Here is an 18,575-nt window from a genome sequence, read left to right as displayed (position 1 = left end):
ACCGCACGGCCGAGCCCTCATGATGTCAGACACACAGCGCCTGACTGCGCTGTCATGTCTACGTAGTCATGTCTACGCAGTCAGCAGAGTGCCGTCAAGAGTCCGGACAGCATCGGCCACCGGCTCGGCGGGGCGACGGGCGTCCCCCGCGGGGCCGGGACGGCGGCCGTGAGCCGGCGCATGGCACCCTCACGCTGAGCAACCCGTACTCCGGGTGCCCCCGAGCACCCACTTCTCAGGGAAAGGTGACGTCATGACCGACCAGCTCACCGTCGGTGTCCTCGGCACCGGGATCATGGGCGCCGCGATGGCCCGCAACCTCGCCCGCGCCGGACACACCGTCCGCGCCTGGAACCGCAGCCGGGCCAAGGCCGAACCGCTCGCCGCCGACGGCGTCACCGTCACCGGCACCCCCGCCGAGGCCGTCGAGAGCGCCGACACCGTGCTGACCATGCTGTACGACGGTCCCGCCGCCCTCGACGTCATGCGCCAGGCCGCTCCCGGGCTGCGCCCCGGCACCGCGTGGGTGCAGTCCACCACCGCGGGCATCGAGGGGGTCGCCGACCTGGCCGCCTTCGCCGAGGCGCGGGAACTGGTCTTCTACGACGCCCCCGTGCTCGGCACCCGCCAGCCCGCCGAGGCCGGACAGCTCCTCGTCCTCGCCGCCGGACCGGTGGCCGCACGGCACAAGGTGACGCCGGTCCTCGACGCGGTCGGCGCCCGCACGGTGTGGACCGGCGAGAACGGCGCCGAGGCCTCCGCGACCCGCCTCAAGCTCGTCGCCAACAGCTGGGTCCTCGCGGCCACCAACGCCGCCGGGGAGACCCTGGCCCTGGCGAAGGCGCTCGGCGTCGACCCGCAGGACTTCTTCGACGCCATCGCGGGCGGCCCGCTGGACATGGGCTATCTGCGGGCCAAGACCGGGCTGATCCTGGACGATCGGCTCACTCCCGCCCAGTTCGCCGTGACGACCGCCGCCAAGGACGCCCGCCTCATCGTCGAGGCCGGCGAGCGCAACGGCGTGCGTCTCGACGTCGCCGCCGCGAGCGCCGAACGCCTGGAGCGGGCCGCCGCACAGGGCCACGGCGACGAGGACATGGCCGCCGCGTACTTCGCCAGCTTCGACGAGAAGGGCTGAGGGGATCCCGCCCGGTGCGGTCCCCCGACGCCGGCCGGGGCGCTCACCGGGTGCACTGCGGAAGGGGTGCTCGTCCGGCACTTGGAGGGCAGGGCGCCGAGCATCACTTCCAGTCGTACGCGTACGCCGCGACCCAGGTGATGTCCAGTTGGGCGCTGCTGCCCGGAGCGGCGCCCGGGCCCTGAAGGGCGCTCTCGTTCTGGAGCACCCAGGACAGCGGCTGCTTCGGGACCGCTCGGGTGTCGTGCCCGGTCTGGCGGCCGTCGACGAAGAACCGCACGTGCCCGGGCGTCCACTCGGTCGACACCGTGTGCCACTCGGTCCAGTCGTCGCCGCCCGGGAAGTAGCCCTGCTCGCCCCCGCCGCACGGGTGGTGGAAGGCGGTGAGGTCGCCGGTCCACTCACCCTCCGGGTGGTCCATCTCGCAGCCCCCGCCGTAGTGCAGCCAGGCCGACTTGTAGCCCGGGGCCAGCCTGGTCACCTTGATACGGGCGCTGTACTTGCCGTACTTCATCTGCATGACCGCACGGGGTACCACCGCCGCAGCGTGCACGGGACCTCCGTCGGCGGGCCGCCACATGCGGATGAACATGCGCCCGTCGCCGTTCTCGGCGGGCCCGACGCTCACGGTGTCCTCCGGATGGTAGACACCCACGACCTCGCGCCCCCGGTCGTTGGCGGTGTCCCGCCAACCAGTCGGGTACGCCCACCAGTTGTCGCGGTAGGCGCCGCGCAGCCCCGCGCAGTACGCGGCGGAGGTGTCGGCGTGGTGGTCGCAGTCGCTGAACGAACCCACCGGCACCCGGTCGCCGTTGAAGTCCTCCGCGAGGACCTGCCAGAACGGTCCGCAGTCGCCGCGCGGCAGTTCGGTGCCGGTGTGGCGACAGGCGTCGGCCGCGCCACCGGGCGCCCCGTCGGCACGCGGGACGCCGAGGACGGCGGCGAGCAGGACGAGCCCCACGGACAGCAGCAGGGCGCGTTGCCGGCCATGACGGTGCGGTGCTGCGTGTGATCCCATCGGGAGCCCCTCCGCTCCTCGGTGTTCCGGTGTCGTACGAAGGGAAGCCGCGCGAGCGAGCATCCTCGCGCCAGGTCCGCCGCCGACGCCATCCCCGCGACCGCGCCGGTAGCGGACCGTGGCCCTCCGCTCGCGGTGCCTCCGGACGGTCCGACCTTGTCCTCCAGACGCGCCGAGCGAGGGTCGCAGGGCCCCGCGCGCATGACCCGGGCCGCACTCGTCGACTCCCGCGGCGCCCCGGGCGCCGAGCCCCGACGGGACGGGTGCCCGGGGCCGGGGCGCTCAGGCCGGGGGCCTGCCTGTGACGGCCCCCAGGGCCTGTCGCAGTGCCGCCGCGCCGGGCGAGCCGCCGGGCCAACGGGCGGCGATGTGGCCGTCCGGGCGTACGAGCAGGGCTCCGTGGAGGCCGAGCGCGCAGGTCTCGGTGTGCTCCTTCGGGAGGGGCTCCACGCGCAGCGGCCAGGGGCCGGCGATGTGCGGCTCCCAGTGGGCGGGGTCCGCGGTGAGGAGGGTGAACCACTCGCCCGCGGCGTCCAGCGTGGAGCGCTCGGGGGCCAGCCAGAGGTGGGGCATGCGGTGGCCGGGTTCCGTGGTGGGCGTGTAGTCCGTGCCCGGGTCGGGTTCGTCGGGCCGGGCGCCCTTGTCGGCGAGGACCGCGGCGGAGTCGTAGGCGACACCGAGCACCAGGCCCAGTTGCGCGAAGTAGCGCTCCGACCACGGCAGTTCGATGACCTCGGAGGCCGACTGACCCGCTCGCAGCTGTTCGTGGCGGCGCCGCTGGGCCTGGAACATGAGCTGGGTGTTGGCCACCGCCTGACGGAGTGTCCGACGGGCGACGGGCTGCCGTTCGGGCTCGTAGGTGTCGAGCAGGTCCGGGCCCGCCCAGCCCCGCAGGACGCCCGCCAGCTTCCAGCACAGGTTGTGCGCGTCGGCGAGTCCGGCGTTCATGCCCATGCCGCCGGCGGGCGGGACGGTGTGCGCGGCGTCGCCGGCCAGCAGGACCCTGCCGTGGCGGAAGCGGTCGGCGACGAAGGCCCGCACCGTCCAGCGCTGGGCCCGCAGCACCTCGGGGCGTACGTCGGCGGCGGGCCCGAGAGCACGTGAGACGAGGGCGGCCCAGTCGCCGGACCCGGTGTCCTCGACGGGGTCGGTCCAGGCCCAGCCGCCCTCCGGGTACAGCGGCAGGAACCCGCCGTGCGCGGTGACGTAGAACCCGGCGGGCTGTGCGGCGCACCAGTCCCCGAGCTCGGCGTCGAACACGACCGTCGCGACCTCCGCGATCGCCCCGGGCCCGGAGGTGGTGATGCCCAGCCGTTGGCGCACCGTGGAGTTCGCGCCGTCGGCGGCCAGGACGTAACGGGCACGGAACTCGGACCGCGTCCCCTGCTCGCGGTCGGCCAGGGAGGCGAGGACGGCGTCCGTCTCCTCGGCCAGGCCGACGAGCTCGCTCCCGAACCGCACAGTGGAGCGGGCCGCGGCGAGCAGGACGGGTTCGAGCCGGTCCTGGGAGGTCACCACGCCGAGCACCGGGCTCTCGGGGATGGGCGCGTCGACCCCGACGATCGCCGCGGAGGCGAAGTCGCTGTCGTACAGGGTGTCGCGGAAGCGGATGCGGCCGAACTCCGGCCCGAACGCCTCGGCCGTGATCCGGTCCGCCAGCCCGAGCCCGCGAAAGATCTCCATCGAGCGGGTGTTGACCAGCCGGGAGCGGGGGAAGGGCGAGAGCTCGCGGCGCTTGTCGACGAGCAGGGTCCGCACCCCCCAGCGCTCCAGCAGCACCCGCGCGGTCAGGCCCACCGGCCCGCCACCGACGATCAGTACGTCCACCTCGGCGTCGCCTCGATACGTCATGGGGTCATCCTCCGCACCGCCCGGCCCCGCCCCCAAGGAAGCACGGGCGGCGCACGGAAGTGCGGTGGCCGTGCACGATGCCGCCGTCCTACGGTGGTGCGCGTGAGCATCGAGAGCCGAGAACGGGCAGAGCGTTTCGTCGAGTTGCACCGAGAGGGGTGTTTTCTGCTCCCCAACGCCTGGGACGTGGGCAGTGCCCGGGTCCTGGAGTCGGTGGGCTTCCCCGCGGTGGCCACCACGAGCGCGGGGGTGGCGTTCTCGCTGGGGCGCCCGGACCACGACTTCCACGACGAGAAGGACACCGACGCGCGCGTCGACCGGGAGACCATGGTCCGCCGGATCGGTGAGATCGCGGGCGAGCTGAGGGTGCCGCTCAGCGCGGACCTGGAGGACGGGTTCGGGCAGGCCCCGCAGACCGTGGCGGACACCGTCGCGATGACCCTCGCGGCCGGGGCCGCCGGGGGCAACATCGAGGACTTCACCGGGGACCGCGCCCGCCCCCTGTACGACGAGGCGCTCGCCGTGGACCGCATCCGCGCCGCCCGGGCCGCCGTGGACGCCGCCGGTGAGCCGTTCGTCCTGGTCGGCCGGACCGACGCGCTGCTGGTCGACGGCTCGCTCGAGGAGTGCGTACGGCGGGCCAACGCCTATCTCGCGGCCGGCGCGGACTGCGCGTTCGTGCCCGGCGCCGCCGACGCCGGGACGATCGGCACCCTGGTGCGGGAACTCGACGGCCCGCTGAACGTCGTCATGGGCCTGACCGGCAGTGCGCCGGCCCTGGACGACCTGCGTGCGCTCGGCGTCCGCCGGGTCACCGTCGGCGGCAGCCTCGCCCGCGCGATGTACCGCCAGCTGCTGGACGCGGCAAGGGAGTTGGCGGAGCGGGGCACCTTCTCCTACGCCGAGGGGCAGCTCGCCCAGGCGGACCTGAACGACCTGTTCCGACGGGGCTGACGCCCACCGCCCGGCGCCCACCGGCCGCCGCCCACCGCCCGGCGGACGGCCCGGGCGGCCCGGGCGGCTCCGGGGCCGTCCGGCCGCGGCCGTCACGCGGTGACGTCCTCCGTCCGCGGCACGGCCGGACGTCCGGCCGGTTCGCCGAGGGCCGTGCGATGCGTCTCGCGCACGAAGCACACGGTCAGGGCCGTGATCGCGGCACCGCCGCACAGCAGCAGGGCGACGGGGGTGCTGTCGCCGCTGCCGGCCACCAGGCTGGTGGCGATCATGGGGGAGAACCCGGCGCCGATGAGCGTGGCCCCCTGGTAGCCGAGGGAGGCGCCGGTGTAGCGGACCTTGGTGCCGAACATCTCGGTGAGCAGCGCGCCCAGCGGGCCGTACATCGTGGACTGGGCGACGCCGTGGCCGAGGACGACGGCGAGGACCAGTAGTCCGGGGCGCCCGGAGTCGACCAGGGCCAGCACCGGGAAGGCGAGCGCGGCCGAGGCGACGGCACCGGCGAGGACGACCGGGCGGCGGCCGACCCGGTCCGACAGCGCGGAGGCGCAGGGCAGCACGACGAGCGCGACGCACGCGGAGACCGTGAGGGCGTCGAGCACTTGGGGCCGGGCGTACCCGATGCCGGTGGCGTACGCGATCATGTAGCTGGTCAGCAGCGACTGCGCGGTGAAGGCGCCGATGCCGACACCGCAGGCCAGCAGGACCGGGCGCGGATGGCGCAGGACGTCCAGGACGGGCAGCCGGGACTCGGCGCGGTCCTTCTTCACCTCGGCGAACAGCGGGCTCTCGACGACCTTCAGCCGGACGAGGAGACCGACGCCGAGCAGGACGACGCTCAGCAGGAACGGCAGGCGCCAGCCCCAGGCCGCGAAGTCGTCCTTGGGGAGGGTGACGACGTAGGCGACGACGGCGGTGGACAGCAGGGAGCCGAGCGGGGCTCCCATCTGCGTGAAGCTGGACCACAGGCCGCGCCGCCGCTCGCCGGCGTGCTCCACGACCATCAGGGTCGCGCCGCCCCACTCGCCGCCGATGGCGATGCCCTGCACGACCCGCAGGGCGATCAGCAGGACCGGCGCCCACACCCCGATCGTGTCGTAGGTGGGCAGCAGGCCGATGAGGAAGCTCGCGCCGCCCATCAGGCCCATGGTGAGCAGCAGCATCGACTTGCGGCCCAGCCGGTCGCCGAAGTGGCCGAAGAGGATGCCGCCGAGCGGTCGGGCGACGTACCCGGCGGCGAAGGTGCCGAACGCGGCGACCGTGCCGACGACCGGGTCGGCGCCGGGGAAGAACAGGTCGCCGAAGACCAGCGCGGCGACGGTGCCGTAGACGAGGAAGTCGTAGAACTCCACGGCGGTGCCGAGCAGTCCGGAGGCGGCGACCAGACGCAGCTGCCGGGCTCGTTCGGTGGCCGAGGGTGCTGCGACGGGGGACGGGGGCATCGCGGTCTCCCTTGAGCGGAGGAAGGACACCGCGAAACTAGGCTCTGTGCTGACTGCCGTCAAGAAACTGCACAACATTGACGGGCGCCTACCCGCCGAGCAGTCGCCGCGGGTTCGCGATCCGGAAGGCGTCCGCCGCCGCCCCGCCGAGGCCGAACCCGGGATGCTGCGGCGGCTCCGCGTACGGCCGGTCCGAGCCCTGGACGACGGCGTCCACGCCGAGGGCGCGGACCACGGCCGCCACGGAGTTCGGGCCGTAGGAGGAGGTCTCGACGAACACGTCCGGGTCAACCGCCGCCGGACCGCCGCCGCGGGCGGTGAACCGCTCCCCGTGCAGCGGGGCCAGCCCGGCGAGCAGCGCGAAGCACACCCGCAGCCGCGGATGGCGGGGCCGGCCGAAGGCACGGAAGGCGAACCAGGCGGCATGCATCTGCTGGACGTAGGGCACCATCGCGGGCCACCAGCCGGGGCCCTCGGACCCGCCGGGTGCGGGACCGGGGTGCACGAAGAGCGGCAGGTCGCGTTCCGTCAGCAGGTCCAGCAGCGGGGCGCAGCGCGCGTAACCGGCCGCGTTCGCAAGGGCGTTGGCCGGCAGTTGCAGACCGACGAAGCCCGCGTCGAGGGCGCGCGCCGTCGCCTTCGCGTCGACGTCCCTGACACCCGCGGCGGCCCAGGCCCCGAACGGCTCGGGAAGCGCGGCCGCGTCCTCGTGGTAGGCGTCCAGCAGCGGGCGGGCCTCGGCCGAGGGCAGCCACTCCACGCCGATGGGCGCCGACATCGACACGAGCGCCCGCCCCAGGCCGTCGGCGACGGCGAGTTCCGCGCGCCGGGCCACGTCATGGGCGGCCGGCGGGACGTCGTAGGGCGGCTCACCGGCCAGGTGCAGAGTCCAGCCGTCCAGGAACGGCGGCTCACGGCGTGCCCGGAGGGCCGCCAGCAGCGACGGGGTCCACAGATGCTGGTGCACGTCGATGGGGGTCATGACCACATCGTCGGGCCTCGCCGACGTGAACAGCCACCGGCGCACGCCCGTACCTCTCGGCGTACGCGCGCCCGAACGCCCCGAAACGGAGAGGTCCGTGTCCCCTCAGCCCCGCCGACTGCCCCTCGCCTGCCTGGTCCTGACCCCGCTCCTCCTGGCCACCGGGTGTTCGGGCGGCTCGGGCGAGTCCAAGGTCGGCAGCGGCGTCGCGGTGACCGCCGCTCCGGCCGCCGGTGTCGTGGCTCCCGCGAAGGTCGAGGTCATCGCCGGGCTGGTGGGTTGCAAGGCCACGATCCGCACGGACGCCGACGAGCTGCGGGAAGGCGTGTGCCACGGCAAGGACGGCGACCTGCTGATCACCACCTTCCCCGAGGAGCGGTTGAAGGTGACCTGGCTGGACGCCGCCTCCGTCTACGGCGGCACGTACCTGGTCGGCACCCGCTGGGTGGTCAGCGCCCCGGCGGCGCTGCTGAAGAAGGTCCGCCCCGAACTCGGCGGCAGCATCCGTCAGTTGTAGGCCGCGGCCGTCAACTCCCCTCAGCCGCCTTGCCCGGCGCGTAGTCCCTGATCTCGTAGCGCGCCTCGTCGTCCAGGGCGTTCGCGTCCCAGTCCAGCTCGATGCGGGTCGGGTGGCCGTCCGCCGCGTACCGAGCCTCGGCGATGTCCGCGTCGTCGTCCCGCGCCTGCTCCAGCTCGGCCAACAGGGCGCCCAGTGTCGGTACTTGACCGGGCAGCTGCCGTACCACCCGGCGCGCCCCGGCGTCGAGGCCGACCGCCTCGGTGACCTCGCCGTCCCGGACCGTGATCCGGAAGGTGCCGATGAGGGCCCGCTCGCCCTCGCCGGACGTCAGCGTGTAGGCGTACGAGGCGGGCTCCTCCCAGGCGGGCGCGCCCGCCTCCGTCCCGCCGCCGCAGGCGGTCAGGGGGCCCACCAGCACGGCCAGGCAGAGGAGCGGGCGTACGACGGTCATGGCGGCCCCTTCGGAAGACGGTTATCGCTACGACGCCGGCCGGCCCCGGAACGTTCGGGACCGGCCGGCGTCCGTACCGTCGGCGAGGGCTCAGGAGGACTGGGCCGTCTGGTACAGGTTCTGCGCGTCCGCGCCGAAGTACGGCCCGTACATGGCGTTCGGCAGGAAGTTGTACTTGAAGCTGTTCACCGAGGACTGGAGCCCGGTGCCCGTGGCCTCGTTGAACTGCGTGAACCAGGGGCCACCGCTGGACCCGCCGGTCATGTTGCAGGTCAGCCCGTGGTCGCGGGAGAGCAGGAAGTCCCGGGAGGTGGTGCCGGAGCAGTAGATGAACTTCTGGCCGTCGTAGGGGGCGGCGGCGGGGAAGCCGAAGGCGTACATCGCCTTGTTGTAGCCGGTGTTGAAGGCCACCCCCTGCCCGCCGACGACATCGGTGAGCCGCTTGCCGTCCAGCGGGGCCACCACGGCGGCGCCGACGTCGTAGTTGATGTCCTCGCTCGCCGTCCACTGCGGGGTGGACAGTGTCTTGGACGCCGTCCAGGTGCCGTAGGGGGTCTGGCCGTCGTGATAGCCGGGCGCGAACACCCAGTTGGTGTGCCAGGCGCCCTCCAGCTTCACACAGTGCCCGGCGGTCAGGACGGTGGACTTGTTGGCGCTGGTGACGGCGTTGCCGGAGCAGGAGGCGGTGCGCCCCTGGTAGGTGAAGAACACCCGGCCCGCGGTCCGCACGACGGCCCCGCCGCCGGTCCACTCACCGCCGCCCTGGGGGAACGCCATCGTCCCGACGGGCGAGCCGGGGGCGCTCGGCGCCACGATCCTCTTGGTGCCCTTGCGCAGCTCGGCCGCCCTGACCTCCGAGCGGTCGACGGACAGGACGTCGAGCGGGGTCGCCGCCCGCATCCGCTCCGGGGTCCAGAAGCCCTGGGCGCGTTCCTGCGCGGCGAGCGACACGTGTTCCTGTGCGGTGGGCGGCACGGCGCCCGGATCGGGGGCGGCACCGGCCGGGGTGACGAGCGCGCCGCCGGCCAGGAGCGCGGCGACGCCGATCAGGGCCGTACGCAGTCTGCCTATCACGCGGTCTCCTTCTGCGGTGGGGGTCGGAGGGGGTGACCGTTCTGCGCGCAGAGTGCCACCGGCGGCCTCATTTGGGCAGGTGCACGTCAGGATGATGGCCGAAAAGGCACAGCCCGGTCACGAGGACGGCACCGGGTGGTGATCTCGACCGGGACGCGAGGATGAGGTTGACTCGGGCCCCGGGCCCGCAGGACGAGGTCGTCCCCCGGGGCCCCGGCCCGGAACGGCACCCGCATTGGAGCCCCTCGTGACGTACGACATCGCCGCCCTCCGCTCCCAGTTCCCCGCCCTGGCCGCCGGAACGGCCCACTTCGACGGACCCGGCGGCACCCAGACGCCCCGGCCCGTCATCGACGCCGTCGCCGACGCCATGGCTCACCCGCTGTCGAACCGGGGCCACGGCCTGCCGGGGGAGCGCAACGCCGAGGCCATCGTCACCGAGACCCGCCGGGCCCTGGCCGACCTGCTCGCGGCGGACCCCGGGGGCATCGTTTTCGGCCGCAGCGCCACCCAGCTCACCTACGACTTCTCCCGCACCCTCGCCAAAACCTGGTCGCCCGGCGACGAGGTCGTCGTCACCCGCCTCGACCACGACTCCAACATCCGCCCCTGGATCCAGGCCGCCGAGCGCGTCGGCGCCACCGTGCGCTGGGCCGACTTCGACCCCGCCACCGGCGAGTTGACCCCCGACCACCTCCGCGCCGCGCTGACCGACCGCACCCGGCTGGTCGCCGTCACCGCCGCCTCCAACCTCATCGGCACCCGCCCCGCCATCCCCGAGCTCTCCCGGCTGGCCCACGAGGTGGGGGCGCTCGTGTACGTCGACGGCGTCCACCACGCCGCCCACGCCCTGGTCGACCTGGCACGGCTCGGGGCCGACTTCTACGTCTGCTCCCCGTACAAGTTCCTCGGCCCGCACCACGGCGTCCTCGCCGCCGACCCGCAGCTGCTTCAGACCCTGCGCCCGGACAAGCTGCTGCCCTCCACCGACGCGGTCCCCGAGCGCTTCGAACTCGGCACCCTGCCCTATGAGTTCCTCGCCGGCACCCGGGCGGCGGTGGACTTCCTCGCGGGCCTCGACCCGAGCGCCACCGGCACCCGGCGCGAGCGGCTGGCCGCTGCCTACACGGCACTGGAGGCCCACGAGCAGACCCTGCGCACCCAGCTGGACAAGGGGCTGGCCGCGCTCGACGGCGTCACCGTCCACTCCCGGGCGGCCGACCGCACCCCCACCCTGCTGCTCACCTTCGAACACCGGGACACCGTGGCGGCGTACCGCTTCCTCGCCGAACGCGGAGTGCACGCCCCCTCCGGCGCCTTCTACGCCATCGAGGCCTCCCGGCACCTGGGTCTCGGCGACACCGGAGGACTGCGCGTCGGCCTCGCGCCCTACAACGACGCGGACGACGTCGACAGGCTCCTCACGGGGCTGGCCGAGTTCCTGTGAGGCCGATCGGACCAACGGGACAAAACTCCGTGCCGGCGTGACCCGGCTCTCATGGCACCTCGCCGCCGCAGCCGCGACCATGGTGTCCGTCACCAGCAGGCCGAAGGGATCCCGGAATGCTTCGCAAGGTACTGGTCGCCAACCGCGGTGAGATCGCGATTCGCGCGTTCCGAGCCGGCTACGAGCTGGGCGCGAGGACGGTCGCCGTCTTCCCCCACGAGGACCGCAACTCACTGCACCGGCTCAAGGCCGACGAGGCGTACGAGATCGGCGAACCCGGGCATCCCGTGCGGGCCTATCTGTCCGTCGAGGAGATCATCCGCGCCGCCCGCCAGGCCGGCGCCGACGCCGTCTACCCGGGCTACGGGTTCCTGTCCGAGAACCCCGAGCTGGCCCGGGCCTGCGAGCAGGCGGGCATCACCTTCGTCGGGCCCAGCGCGGACATCCTGGAGCTGACGGGCAACAAGGCCCGTGCCGTGGCCGCCGCCCGCGCGGCCGGCGTACCGGTCCTGGGCTCCTCCGCGCCCTCCAGCGACGTGGACGAGCTGGTGCGGGCCGCCGAGGACGTCGGGTTCCCGGTCTTCGTCAAGGCCGTCGCAGGCGGCGGCGGGCGCGGCATGCGCCGCGTCGAGGACCCCGCCCAACTGCGCGAGTCCATCGAGGCGGCGGCCCGCGAGGCGGCCTCCGCGTTCGGCGACCCCACGGTGTTCCTGGAGAAGGCCGTCGTCGACCCCCGCCATATCGAGGTGCAGATCCTCGCCGACGGCGAGGGCAACGTCATCCACCTCTTCGAGCGGGACTGCTCGGTGCAGCGCCGCCACCAGAAGGTCATCGAGCTCGCCCCGGCGCCGAACCTCGACCCCGGGCTGCGCGACCGCATCTGCGCCGACGCCGTACGCTTCGCCCGCGAGATCGGCTACCGCAACGCCGGCACCGTGGAGTTCCTGCTCGACCCGCACGGCAACCACGTCTTCATCGAGATGAACCCGCGCATCCAGGTCGAGCACACGGTCACCGAGGAGGTCACCGACGTCGACCTCGTCCAGTCCCAGCTGCGCATCGCCGCCGGCGAGACCCTCGCCGACCTCGGCCTCTCCCAGGAGACGGTCACCCTGCACGGCGCCGCCCTCCAGTGCCGCATCACCACCGAGGACCCCGCCAACGGCTTCCGCCCCGACACCGGCCGCATCAGCGCCTACCGCTCGCCCGGCGGCTCCGGCATCCGCCTGGACGGCGGCACCACCCACGCCGGTACGGAGATCAGCGCCCACTTCGACTCCATGCTGGTCAAACTCACCTGCCGCGGCCGGGACTTCGACACCGCCGTCAAGCGGGCCCGGCGTGCCGTCGCCGAGTTCCGCATCCGCGGCGTGGCCACCAACATCCCCTTCCTCCAGGCCGTCCTCGACGACCCGGACTTCCAGGCGGGCCGGGTCACCACCGCGTTCATCGAGCAGCGCCCGCACCTGCTGACCTCCCGGCACTCCGCCGACCGCGGCACCAAGCTGCTCACCTACCTCGCCGACGTCACGGTGAACAAGCCGCACGGCGAGCGCCCCGAGCTGATCGACCCCGTCGGCAAGCTGCCGCGGCCGACCTCGGAGGTGCCGCCGGCCGGCTCCAAGCAGCGGCTCACCGAGCTGGGCCCCGAGGGCTTCGCCCGGTGGCTGCGCGAGTCCCCGACCATCGGCGTCACCGACACCACGTTCCGCGACGCCCACCAGTCCCTGCTCGCCACCCGGGTCCGCACCAAGGACCTCCTCGCCGTCGCCCCCGTCGTCGCGCGCACCCTGCCCGAGCTGCTGTCCCTGGAGTGCTGGGGCGGCGCCACCTACGACGTCGCCCTGCGCTTCCTCGCCGAGGACCCCTGGGAGCGGCTCGCCGCCCTGCGCGAGGCCGTCCCCAACATCTGCCTCCAGATGCTGCTGCGCGGCCGCAACACCGTCGGCTACACCCCGTACCCGACCGAGGTGACCGACGCCTTCGTCCAGGAGGCCGCCGCCACCGGCGTCGACATCTTCCGCATCTTCGACGCCCTCAACGACGTCGGCCAGATGCGCCCGGCGATCGAAGCCGTACGCGAGACGGGGACCGCGATCGCCGAGGTCGCCCTCTGCTACACCTCCGACCTGTCCGACCCGAACGAGCGGCTCTACACCCTCGACTACTACCTGCGCCTGGCCGAGCAGATCGTCGAGGCCGGCGCGCACGTGCTGGCCGTGAAGGACATGGCGGGGCTGCTGCGGGCCCCGGCCGCCGCCACCCTGGTCTCCGCGCTGCGCCGCGAGTTCGACCTGCCGGTCCACATCCACACCCACGACACCGCGGGCGGCCAGCTCGCCACCTACCTGGCCGCGATCCAGGCCGGCGCCGACGCCGTCGACGGGGCCGTGGCCTCCATGGCGGGCACCACCTCGCAGCCCTCCCTGTCCGCGATCGTCGCCGCGACCGACCACTCGGCCCGCCCGACCGGCCTCGACCTGCGGGCGGTCGGCGACCTGGAGCCGTACTGGGAGAGCGTCCGCCGGATCTACGCCCCCTTCGAGGCGGGCCTGGCCTCCCCGACCGGACGGGTCTACGACCACGAGATCCCCGGCGGCCAGCTCTCCAACCTGCGCACCCAGGCCGTCGCCCTCGGCCTCGGCGACCGGTTCGAGGACATCGAGGAGATGTACGCCGCCGCCGACCGCATCCTCGGCCACCTCGTCAAGGTCACCCCGTCCTCCAAAGTCGTCGGAGACCTCGCCCTGCACCTCGTCGGCGCCGGGGTCTCCCCGCAGGACTTCGAGGCGACGCCGGACCGCTTCGACATCCCCGACTCCGTGATCGGCTTCCTCCGCGGCGAGCTGGGCACCCCGCCCGGCGGCTGGCCGGAGCCCTTCCGCAGCAAGGCCCTCGAAGGCCGCGCCGACCCGAAGCCCGCACCGCAGCTCACGGCGGAGGACCGCGCCGGCCTGGACAAGGACCGCCGGGCCACCCTCAACCGGCTCCTCTTCCCCGGCCCGACCCGCGACTTCGAGACGCACCGCCAGACCTTCGGCGACACGAGCGTCCTGGACAGCAAGGACTTCTTCTACGGGCTACGCCCGGGCGAGGAGTACGCCGTCGACCTCGAACCCGGTGTCCGGCTGCTGCTGGGCCTGGAGGCCGTGGGTGAGGCCGACGAACGCGGGATGCGCACCGTGATGTCCACCTTGAACGGCCAGCTCCGGCCCATCCAGGTGCGGGACACCTCGGCCGCCTCCGACGTCCCCGTCACCGAGAAGGCCGACCGCGCCAACCCCGGCCATGTCGCCGCGCCGTTCGCCGGGGTCGTCACCCTCGCGGTCACCGAGGGCGACGAGGTCGAGGCCGGCGGCACGGTCGCCACCATCGAGGCGATGAAGATGGAGGCCGCCATCACCGCGCCGAAGGCCGGACGGGTGACGCGCCTCGCCATCAACCGCATCCAGCAGGTGGAAGGCGGCGACCTGCTCTTCGAGATCGGCTAGGGCCGGGCGGGCGACGCCTGCCCGTCAGGGAGCGGCGGCCGGTGCGACGACAGGGTGTGCCGGGCGTCGCGCCGGGGCGGACGTCGCCCGCCGCGGCACCAGAGCCCGGTCAGGCCTTGAGCGCTCCGGCGGGGTGGCCGTACCGACGGCCGCAGGCGGTGAGGGCGAGGACCCCGGAACCCGAGATCCGGGTCCTCGCCCCGGGCGTCCCGAGCGATCCGGGGTCGACCGAGAGACGGGCCGCGATGTCCGTGGCGTAGCAGGTGTCGGGTATGCCGAGGTCCCTTCTCGCCTGCGCGTAGCGGCTGTAGAAGTCCTCGACGTCCAACTGGTCCCCCGCGTTCGACAGTTCGTCGAGGAACGAGTCGAGGGCATCGCCGGTGTCGACCGTCTCGTGCGGCAGGAGACAGCCCGACTCTGCGGGGTGCCGGGCGCCCAGGGCCCCCTCCTCGGCCTCGAACGCGTCGTAGAAGCGCACCACTTCGCCGTCCTCGGCGATGCACCACGCGGTCCAGCCGTCTCCGCAGCTCATGCCGTACCAGTGGGCGGCCCCGAACCGGCGGCTCAGGTCGGCGCACCGCTCACGTACCACCTCGCCGCGGACCGCCTCCGGGTCGTCCGCGTCCTCGACGCGGTGCGTGTCCTGCGAGGAGTCGCCGAAGACCAGCGTCCAGCCGTCCAGCGCCGGGCTGACGAAGACCCGGGCACAGCGCTCGTGGGGGCGCTTGCCGTGCCAGTGGTGACTGTCGTGGTTCCAGGCCGACGCACCGGTGCGCAGGGTGACCGGCTCCGGATCGCCCAGGTCGAACGCCGCCAGCACCGCCGCTTGGTCGACGCTCGGCACCGCGAACCAGGAGCCGCACAGATGCAGGTTCTCGGGCACCTCCACCAGCTGCTTGATCCTCGTCAGCCGACGCCACGCGGCCAGGTCCCGGTCGCTGAGCGCGTTCGGCCCGCCGATCCCCGCCAGCGCCTCCAACGCGGTGGCCCGGATCCTGGGTCCGGTCGCGGGCTGCCGGCGCAGACGCTCCAGCAAGGGAACCGCCGAGCCGCCCATCGCCTGGAACGCCAAGACCGCCTGCCGCCGGATGTCGGCCTCCGGGTCCCCCAGCAAGGGCATCAGCTGGTCGGCGTAGTCGATCGCGGCCTCGCCCTGGAACTTGAAGGTGGAGAGCGCGGTGTGGCGCACTTCCGCGTGCGGATGCCGCAACAGCGGCAGGTAGCTCCCCCGATCCGCCACCTCCAGACGGGCCAGCGTCCAGACGGCCCGCCGCTCCACCTCGGGCGAGCGCGCCGACGCGAGCGCGTCGGCCAGCGGGAACAGCGCCGGTTCGCCGATCCTGACGAGCGCTTCCGCCGGCACGCTCCACTCGACGGGCGAGCCCTCGTCGCACAACAGGTCCAGCGCCGAGGCGAGTTCGGCGGTCGGCGTCTCGTCCATGAGGGGAACCCTAGACGGCGGCACCGACACCCACCCCCGTCCCCGATGATCGAGTGGTGAGGGTCCCGACCCAGGCGTACGGTCGAACAGTGGACGCCACCGTTCACCGAAAGTGCGATATGCCATGAGCAGCAGCCCGCGATCCACCTCCGCAGCTCAAGCCACCACCGGGAAGACAGGCGGTGGCGGGAACGGCATGGCCCTGCTGGTCATCGCCTCATGCCAGTTGATGGTGGTCCTCGACATCACCATCGTGAACATCGCGCTGCCGGACATCCAGCGCTCCCTGGACTTCTCCACCACCAGCCTGGCCTGGGTGGTCAACGCCTACACCCTCACCTTCGGCGGTCTGCTGCTCCTCGGCGGTCGCGCCGGCGACATCCTCGGCAGACGGCGGGTGTTCATCTGCGGCGTCCTGCTCTTCGTGCTCGCCTCCCTGCTGGGCGGCCTCGCCCAGAACGAGGCCCAACTCCTCGCCGCCCGCGCCCTCCAGGGAGTCGGCGGCGCCATCGCCTCCCCGACCTCGCTCGCCCTGATCAGCACGACCTTCCGCGAAGGCCCGGAACGCAACCGGGCGTTCGGGGTGTTCGCCGCCGTCTCGGCGGGCGGCGGAGCGATCGGACTGCTCGCCGGCGGCATCCTCGTCGAGTACCTGAACTGGCGGTGGGTGCTCTTCGTCAACGTCCCCATCGGACTGCTCATCGCCCTCGCCACGCCCCGCTGGATCAGGGAGTCCGAGCGCCACCCCGGCCACTTTGACATCACCGGCGCCCTGACCTCCACCGTCGGCATGGTCCTGCTCGTCTACGGGTTCATCAGAGCCGCCCAGGAGGGCTGGCGGGACGCGCTCACACTGGCCTCGTTCGGCGCGGCCGTCGTCTTCCTCGTGGCGTTCGTCCTGGTCGAGCGGCGCTCCCCGCAACCCATCACGCCGCTGCACATGTTCGCCGACCGCAACCGCGCGGGCACCTACGGCATCATGCTCTGCCTCGCCGCCGCGATCTTCGGCATGTTCTTCTTCCTCACGCTCTTCGTGCAGAACGTGCTGAACTTCAGCCCGTTGGCCACCGGCTTCGCCTTCCTGCCGGTCAGCGCGGTCATCGCGGTCGGCGCCGGGCTGGCCTCGAAGTTCCTGCCGACGTACGGTCCGAAGCCGTTCATGGTGGTGGGCGCGATCCTCGCGGCGGTCGGACTGGGCTGGCTGACCCTGACCGACGTCCACTCCACCTACGCGGGCAGTGTCCTCGGCCCGATCCTGGTCTTCAGCCTGGGCATGGGCATGGAGTTCGTCTCACTGACCCTGATGGCGCTCTCCAACGTGTCCGTGCGGGAGACCGGCGCGGCCTCCGGACTCCTCAACGCGACCCAGCAGGTCGGCGGTTCGCTCGGACTGTCCATCCTGGTCACGGTGTTCGGCACGGCCAGCACCAACGAGGCGGAGAAGCAGGTCCCGCGCTTCCTGGAGCAGGCCACCCCGGCCGAGCTCCTCCAGTACAAGCGCACCGGGCAACTCCCCGGGCACTGGGGCGACGAGGTCCTCACCGCCGGAGTCTCGGCCGCCTTCATCGTCGCGGCCGTCTTCACCGCGGTCGCCGCCCTGATCGCCCTGATCGCCATCCAGGTCCGCCCGTCCGACCTGGAACGCCTCAAGGGCGACGGGATGCCCTCACCCCAGTGACGCCGGCGCCGGAACCAGGCCCAACTGCTGGGCGCGCAACACCGTCCCGAGCCGGTCGTGGGTGCCGAGCTTGCGGTAGATGTTCGCGACGTGCTTGTGGACCGTGCGTTCGGAGATGCCGAGCCGCCGGCCCATCGCGGCGGCGGTGAGCGCGTCGCCCAGCAGGAGCAGCACCGTCGACTCCCGCGGTGTCAGCCCCACGTCGTCGCCGCTCGGCACCACCACCCGCTCCAGCAGCTGCCGTTGCTGCTCTATCCCGGCCAGCAGCGGCTGCAACCGCCCGGCGACGACGACCTCCTCGTCGGTGAAGTCACGGCCGGAGCGGTAGACGAGACAGCCCGTGATCGGCGTTCCCGACTCCGGCAGCGGTATCCCGAGCGCGTGGTCCATGTCCATGACGTCGTCGATCAGCCGGGCGGTCCGGCTCGCGGACCACGCCCGACCCGCCGCCCGGCCCGCGGTCACCGGCGCCCGGTCCCGACGTTCCGCGTAGTGCTGGGCGAAGGGAAACCCGGCTCGCAGCAGGCCCATGTCCTCGTCCCCGAGCGCCGCGAAGTCGGGGGCCGCGTCGGGCGACAGACCGAGTGTGCCCCCGCTCTCGCTCCAGTCGTCCAGCTTGTAGATCAGCACCTCGCCGCCGATGAGGTCGGGCAGCGCGCCCGCCACCGACGGCCACAACCGCCCGGGATCACGCTCGTGGAGTGCGGCGACGGCCACCGCCAGCATGCGTTCGTAGGCTCCGCCCAGCCCCTGTGCCACGTTCGTGCTCCACTCGTCCGCGTACGCAGTTGTACCCATACCTGCGTCACCTCCTGCCACTCCAGAATGCAACAGAGCAACAGAGACGTTCTCGTGTACTCCAGCACATCGGCGCCCCGGCGACCGCAGGCAGGAGAGAGCAGGCCCGGAGGGGATGCCTGGTTCTCCCCTTCTCTCCGTGCGGAACCGCCGGCACGGGGGACCGGCGGTTCCGCACGGAGTCTCCCGCGCCTGGGGCCTGTTGTGAAAGTGGCCTCTGCCGCGCGACGCCCGGCACGCACTCTCGCCGCACCGCCCGAAAGCCCGAGTACGCCCAGTACGAGGGCTTC

Annotated in this window: 14 protein-coding genes; 6 read left to right on the top strand and 8 right to left on the bottom strand. The window is 73.1% G+C overall.

What is annotated here, in order from left to right; translation table 11 throughout:
* The first annotated feature begins 253 nt into the window (after positions 1-253).
* A complete protein-coding gene (locus ACH41F_RS30375) occupies positions 254-1,138 on the top strand; it encodes an NAD(P)-binding domain-containing protein (RefSeq protein ID WP_391236476.1) in 885 nt (294 codons plus the stop codon).
* A gap of 103 nt (positions 1,139-1,241) precedes the next feature.
* Here the strand turns inward: ACH41F_RS30375 and ACH41F_RS30370 are convergent, their stop codons facing one another.
* The gene (locus ACH41F_RS30370; protein WP_398838341.1) at positions 1,242-2,156 is read right to left on the bottom strand and encodes a glycoside hydrolase family 16 protein; all 915 of its coding nucleotides are present in this window, start codon (positions 2,154-2,156) and stop codon (positions 1,242-1,244) included.
* 282 nt (positions 2,157-2,438) lie between these two features.
* Positions 2,439-4,007 carry an FAD-dependent monooxygenase gene (locus ACH41F_RS30365; RefSeq protein WP_398838339.1) on the bottom strand — a complete coding sequence of 523 codons (1,569 nt, stop codon included), beginning with the start codon at positions 4,005-4,007 and terminating at the stop codon, positions 2,439-2,441.
* A 102-nt stretch (positions 4,008-4,109) separates the two neighbouring features.
* Between ACH41F_RS30365 and ACH41F_RS30360 the strand changes: the two genes are divergently transcribed.
* Positions 4,110-4,961 carry an isocitrate lyase/phosphoenolpyruvate mutase family protein gene (locus ACH41F_RS30360; RefSeq protein WP_391236467.1) on the top strand — a complete coding sequence of 284 codons (852 nt, stop codon included), beginning with the start codon at positions 4,110-4,112 and terminating at the stop codon, positions 4,959-4,961.
* Between the two features lie 92 nt (positions 4,962-5,053).
* Here the strand turns inward: ACH41F_RS30360 and ACH41F_RS30355 are convergent, their stop codons facing one another.
* Both ACH41F_RS30355 and ACH41F_RS30350 read right to left on the bottom strand, forming a co-directional pair.
* On the bottom strand, positions 5,054-6,403 hold the full coding sequence (locus ACH41F_RS30355) for an MFS transporter (RefSeq protein ID WP_398838337.1): 1,350 nt from the start codon (positions 6,401-6,403) through the stop codon (positions 5,054-5,056).
* Positions 6,404-6,491: 88 nt separating this feature from the next.
* Entirely contained in the window at positions 6,492-7,385 is an 894-nt protein-coding gene (locus ACH41F_RS30350; protein ID WP_398838335.1) for an amidohydrolase family protein, read from the bottom strand.
* 97 nt (positions 7,386-7,482) lie between these two features.
* On the opposite strand from ACH41F_RS30350, the gene ACH41F_RS30345 reads away from it, so the two are divergent.
* Positions 7,483-7,902: a hypothetical protein gene (locus tag ACH41F_RS30345; RefSeq protein WP_391236458.1), complete on the top strand. Its 420-nt coding sequence runs from the start codon at positions 7,483-7,485 to the stop codon at positions 7,900-7,902.
* Positions 7,903-7,912: 10 nt separating this feature from the next.
* Here ACH41F_RS30345 and ACH41F_RS30340 read toward each other — a convergent pair whose 3' ends face one another.
* Together ACH41F_RS30340 and ACH41F_RS30335 are read right to left on the bottom strand one after the other, a co-directional pair.
* Positions 7,913-8,356: a DUF6174 domain-containing protein gene (locus ACH41F_RS30340; protein ID WP_398838333.1), complete on the bottom strand. Its 444-nt coding sequence runs from the start codon at positions 8,354-8,356 to the stop codon at positions 7,913-7,915.
* Between the two features lie 90 nt (positions 8,357-8,446).
* Positions 8,447-9,430, bottom strand: coding sequence for a trypsin-like serine peptidase (locus tag ACH41F_RS30335; protein WP_398838332.1), 984 nt, complete (start codon positions 9,428-9,430; stop codon positions 8,447-8,449).
* A 247-nt stretch (positions 9,431-9,677) separates the two neighbouring features.
* Here ACH41F_RS30335 and ACH41F_RS30330 point away from each other — a divergent pair, with 247 nt between their 5' ends.
* Complete coding sequence (locus ACH41F_RS30330) at positions 9,678-10,877, top strand: cysteine desulfurase-like protein (protein WP_391236447.1); 1,200 nt, start codon at positions 9,678-9,680, stop codon at positions 10,875-10,877.
* Between the two features lie 116 nt (positions 10,878-10,993).
* Entirely contained in the window at positions 10,994-14,368 is a 3,375-nt protein-coding gene (locus ACH41F_RS30325) for a pyruvate carboxylase (protein WP_398838330.1), read from the top strand.
* Positions 14,369-14,477: 109 nt separating this feature from the next.
* Here ACH41F_RS30325 and ACH41F_RS30320 read toward each other — a convergent pair whose 3' ends face one another.
* On the bottom strand, positions 14,478-15,809 hold the full coding sequence (locus ACH41F_RS30320) for a HEAT repeat domain-containing protein (RefSeq protein ID WP_398838328.1): 1,332 nt from the start codon (positions 15,807-15,809) through the stop codon (positions 14,478-14,480).
* A gap of 196 nt (positions 15,810-16,005) precedes the next feature.
* Here ACH41F_RS30320 and ACH41F_RS30315 point away from each other — a divergent pair, with 196 nt between their 5' ends.
* A complete protein-coding gene (locus ACH41F_RS30315; RefSeq protein ID WP_391237184.1) occupies positions 16,006-17,487 on the top strand; it encodes an MFS transporter in 1,482 nt (493 codons plus the stop codon).
* On the opposite strand, the gene ACH41F_RS30310 is transcribed toward ACH41F_RS30315, so the two are convergent.
* The gene (locus ACH41F_RS30310; protein WP_391236438.1) at positions 17,476-18,285 is read right to left on the bottom strand and encodes a LuxR C-terminal-related transcriptional regulator; all 810 of its coding nucleotides are present in this window, start codon (positions 18,283-18,285) and stop codon (positions 17,476-17,478) included. The genes ACH41F_RS30315 and ACH41F_RS30310 overlap by 12 nt on opposite strands.
* Positions 18,286-18,575: the final 290 nt, after the last annotated feature.

Origin of the sequence: Streptomyces sp. NPDC020489 (assembly GCF_044386545.1) — a bacterium.
Taxonomy (GTDB): domain Bacteria; phylum Actinomycetota; class Actinomycetes; order Streptomycetales; family Streptomycetaceae; genus Streptomyces.
The sequence above is the reverse complement of the archived record's forward strand: the minus strand, read 5'-3'. Positions and strand labels throughout refer to the sequence as shown.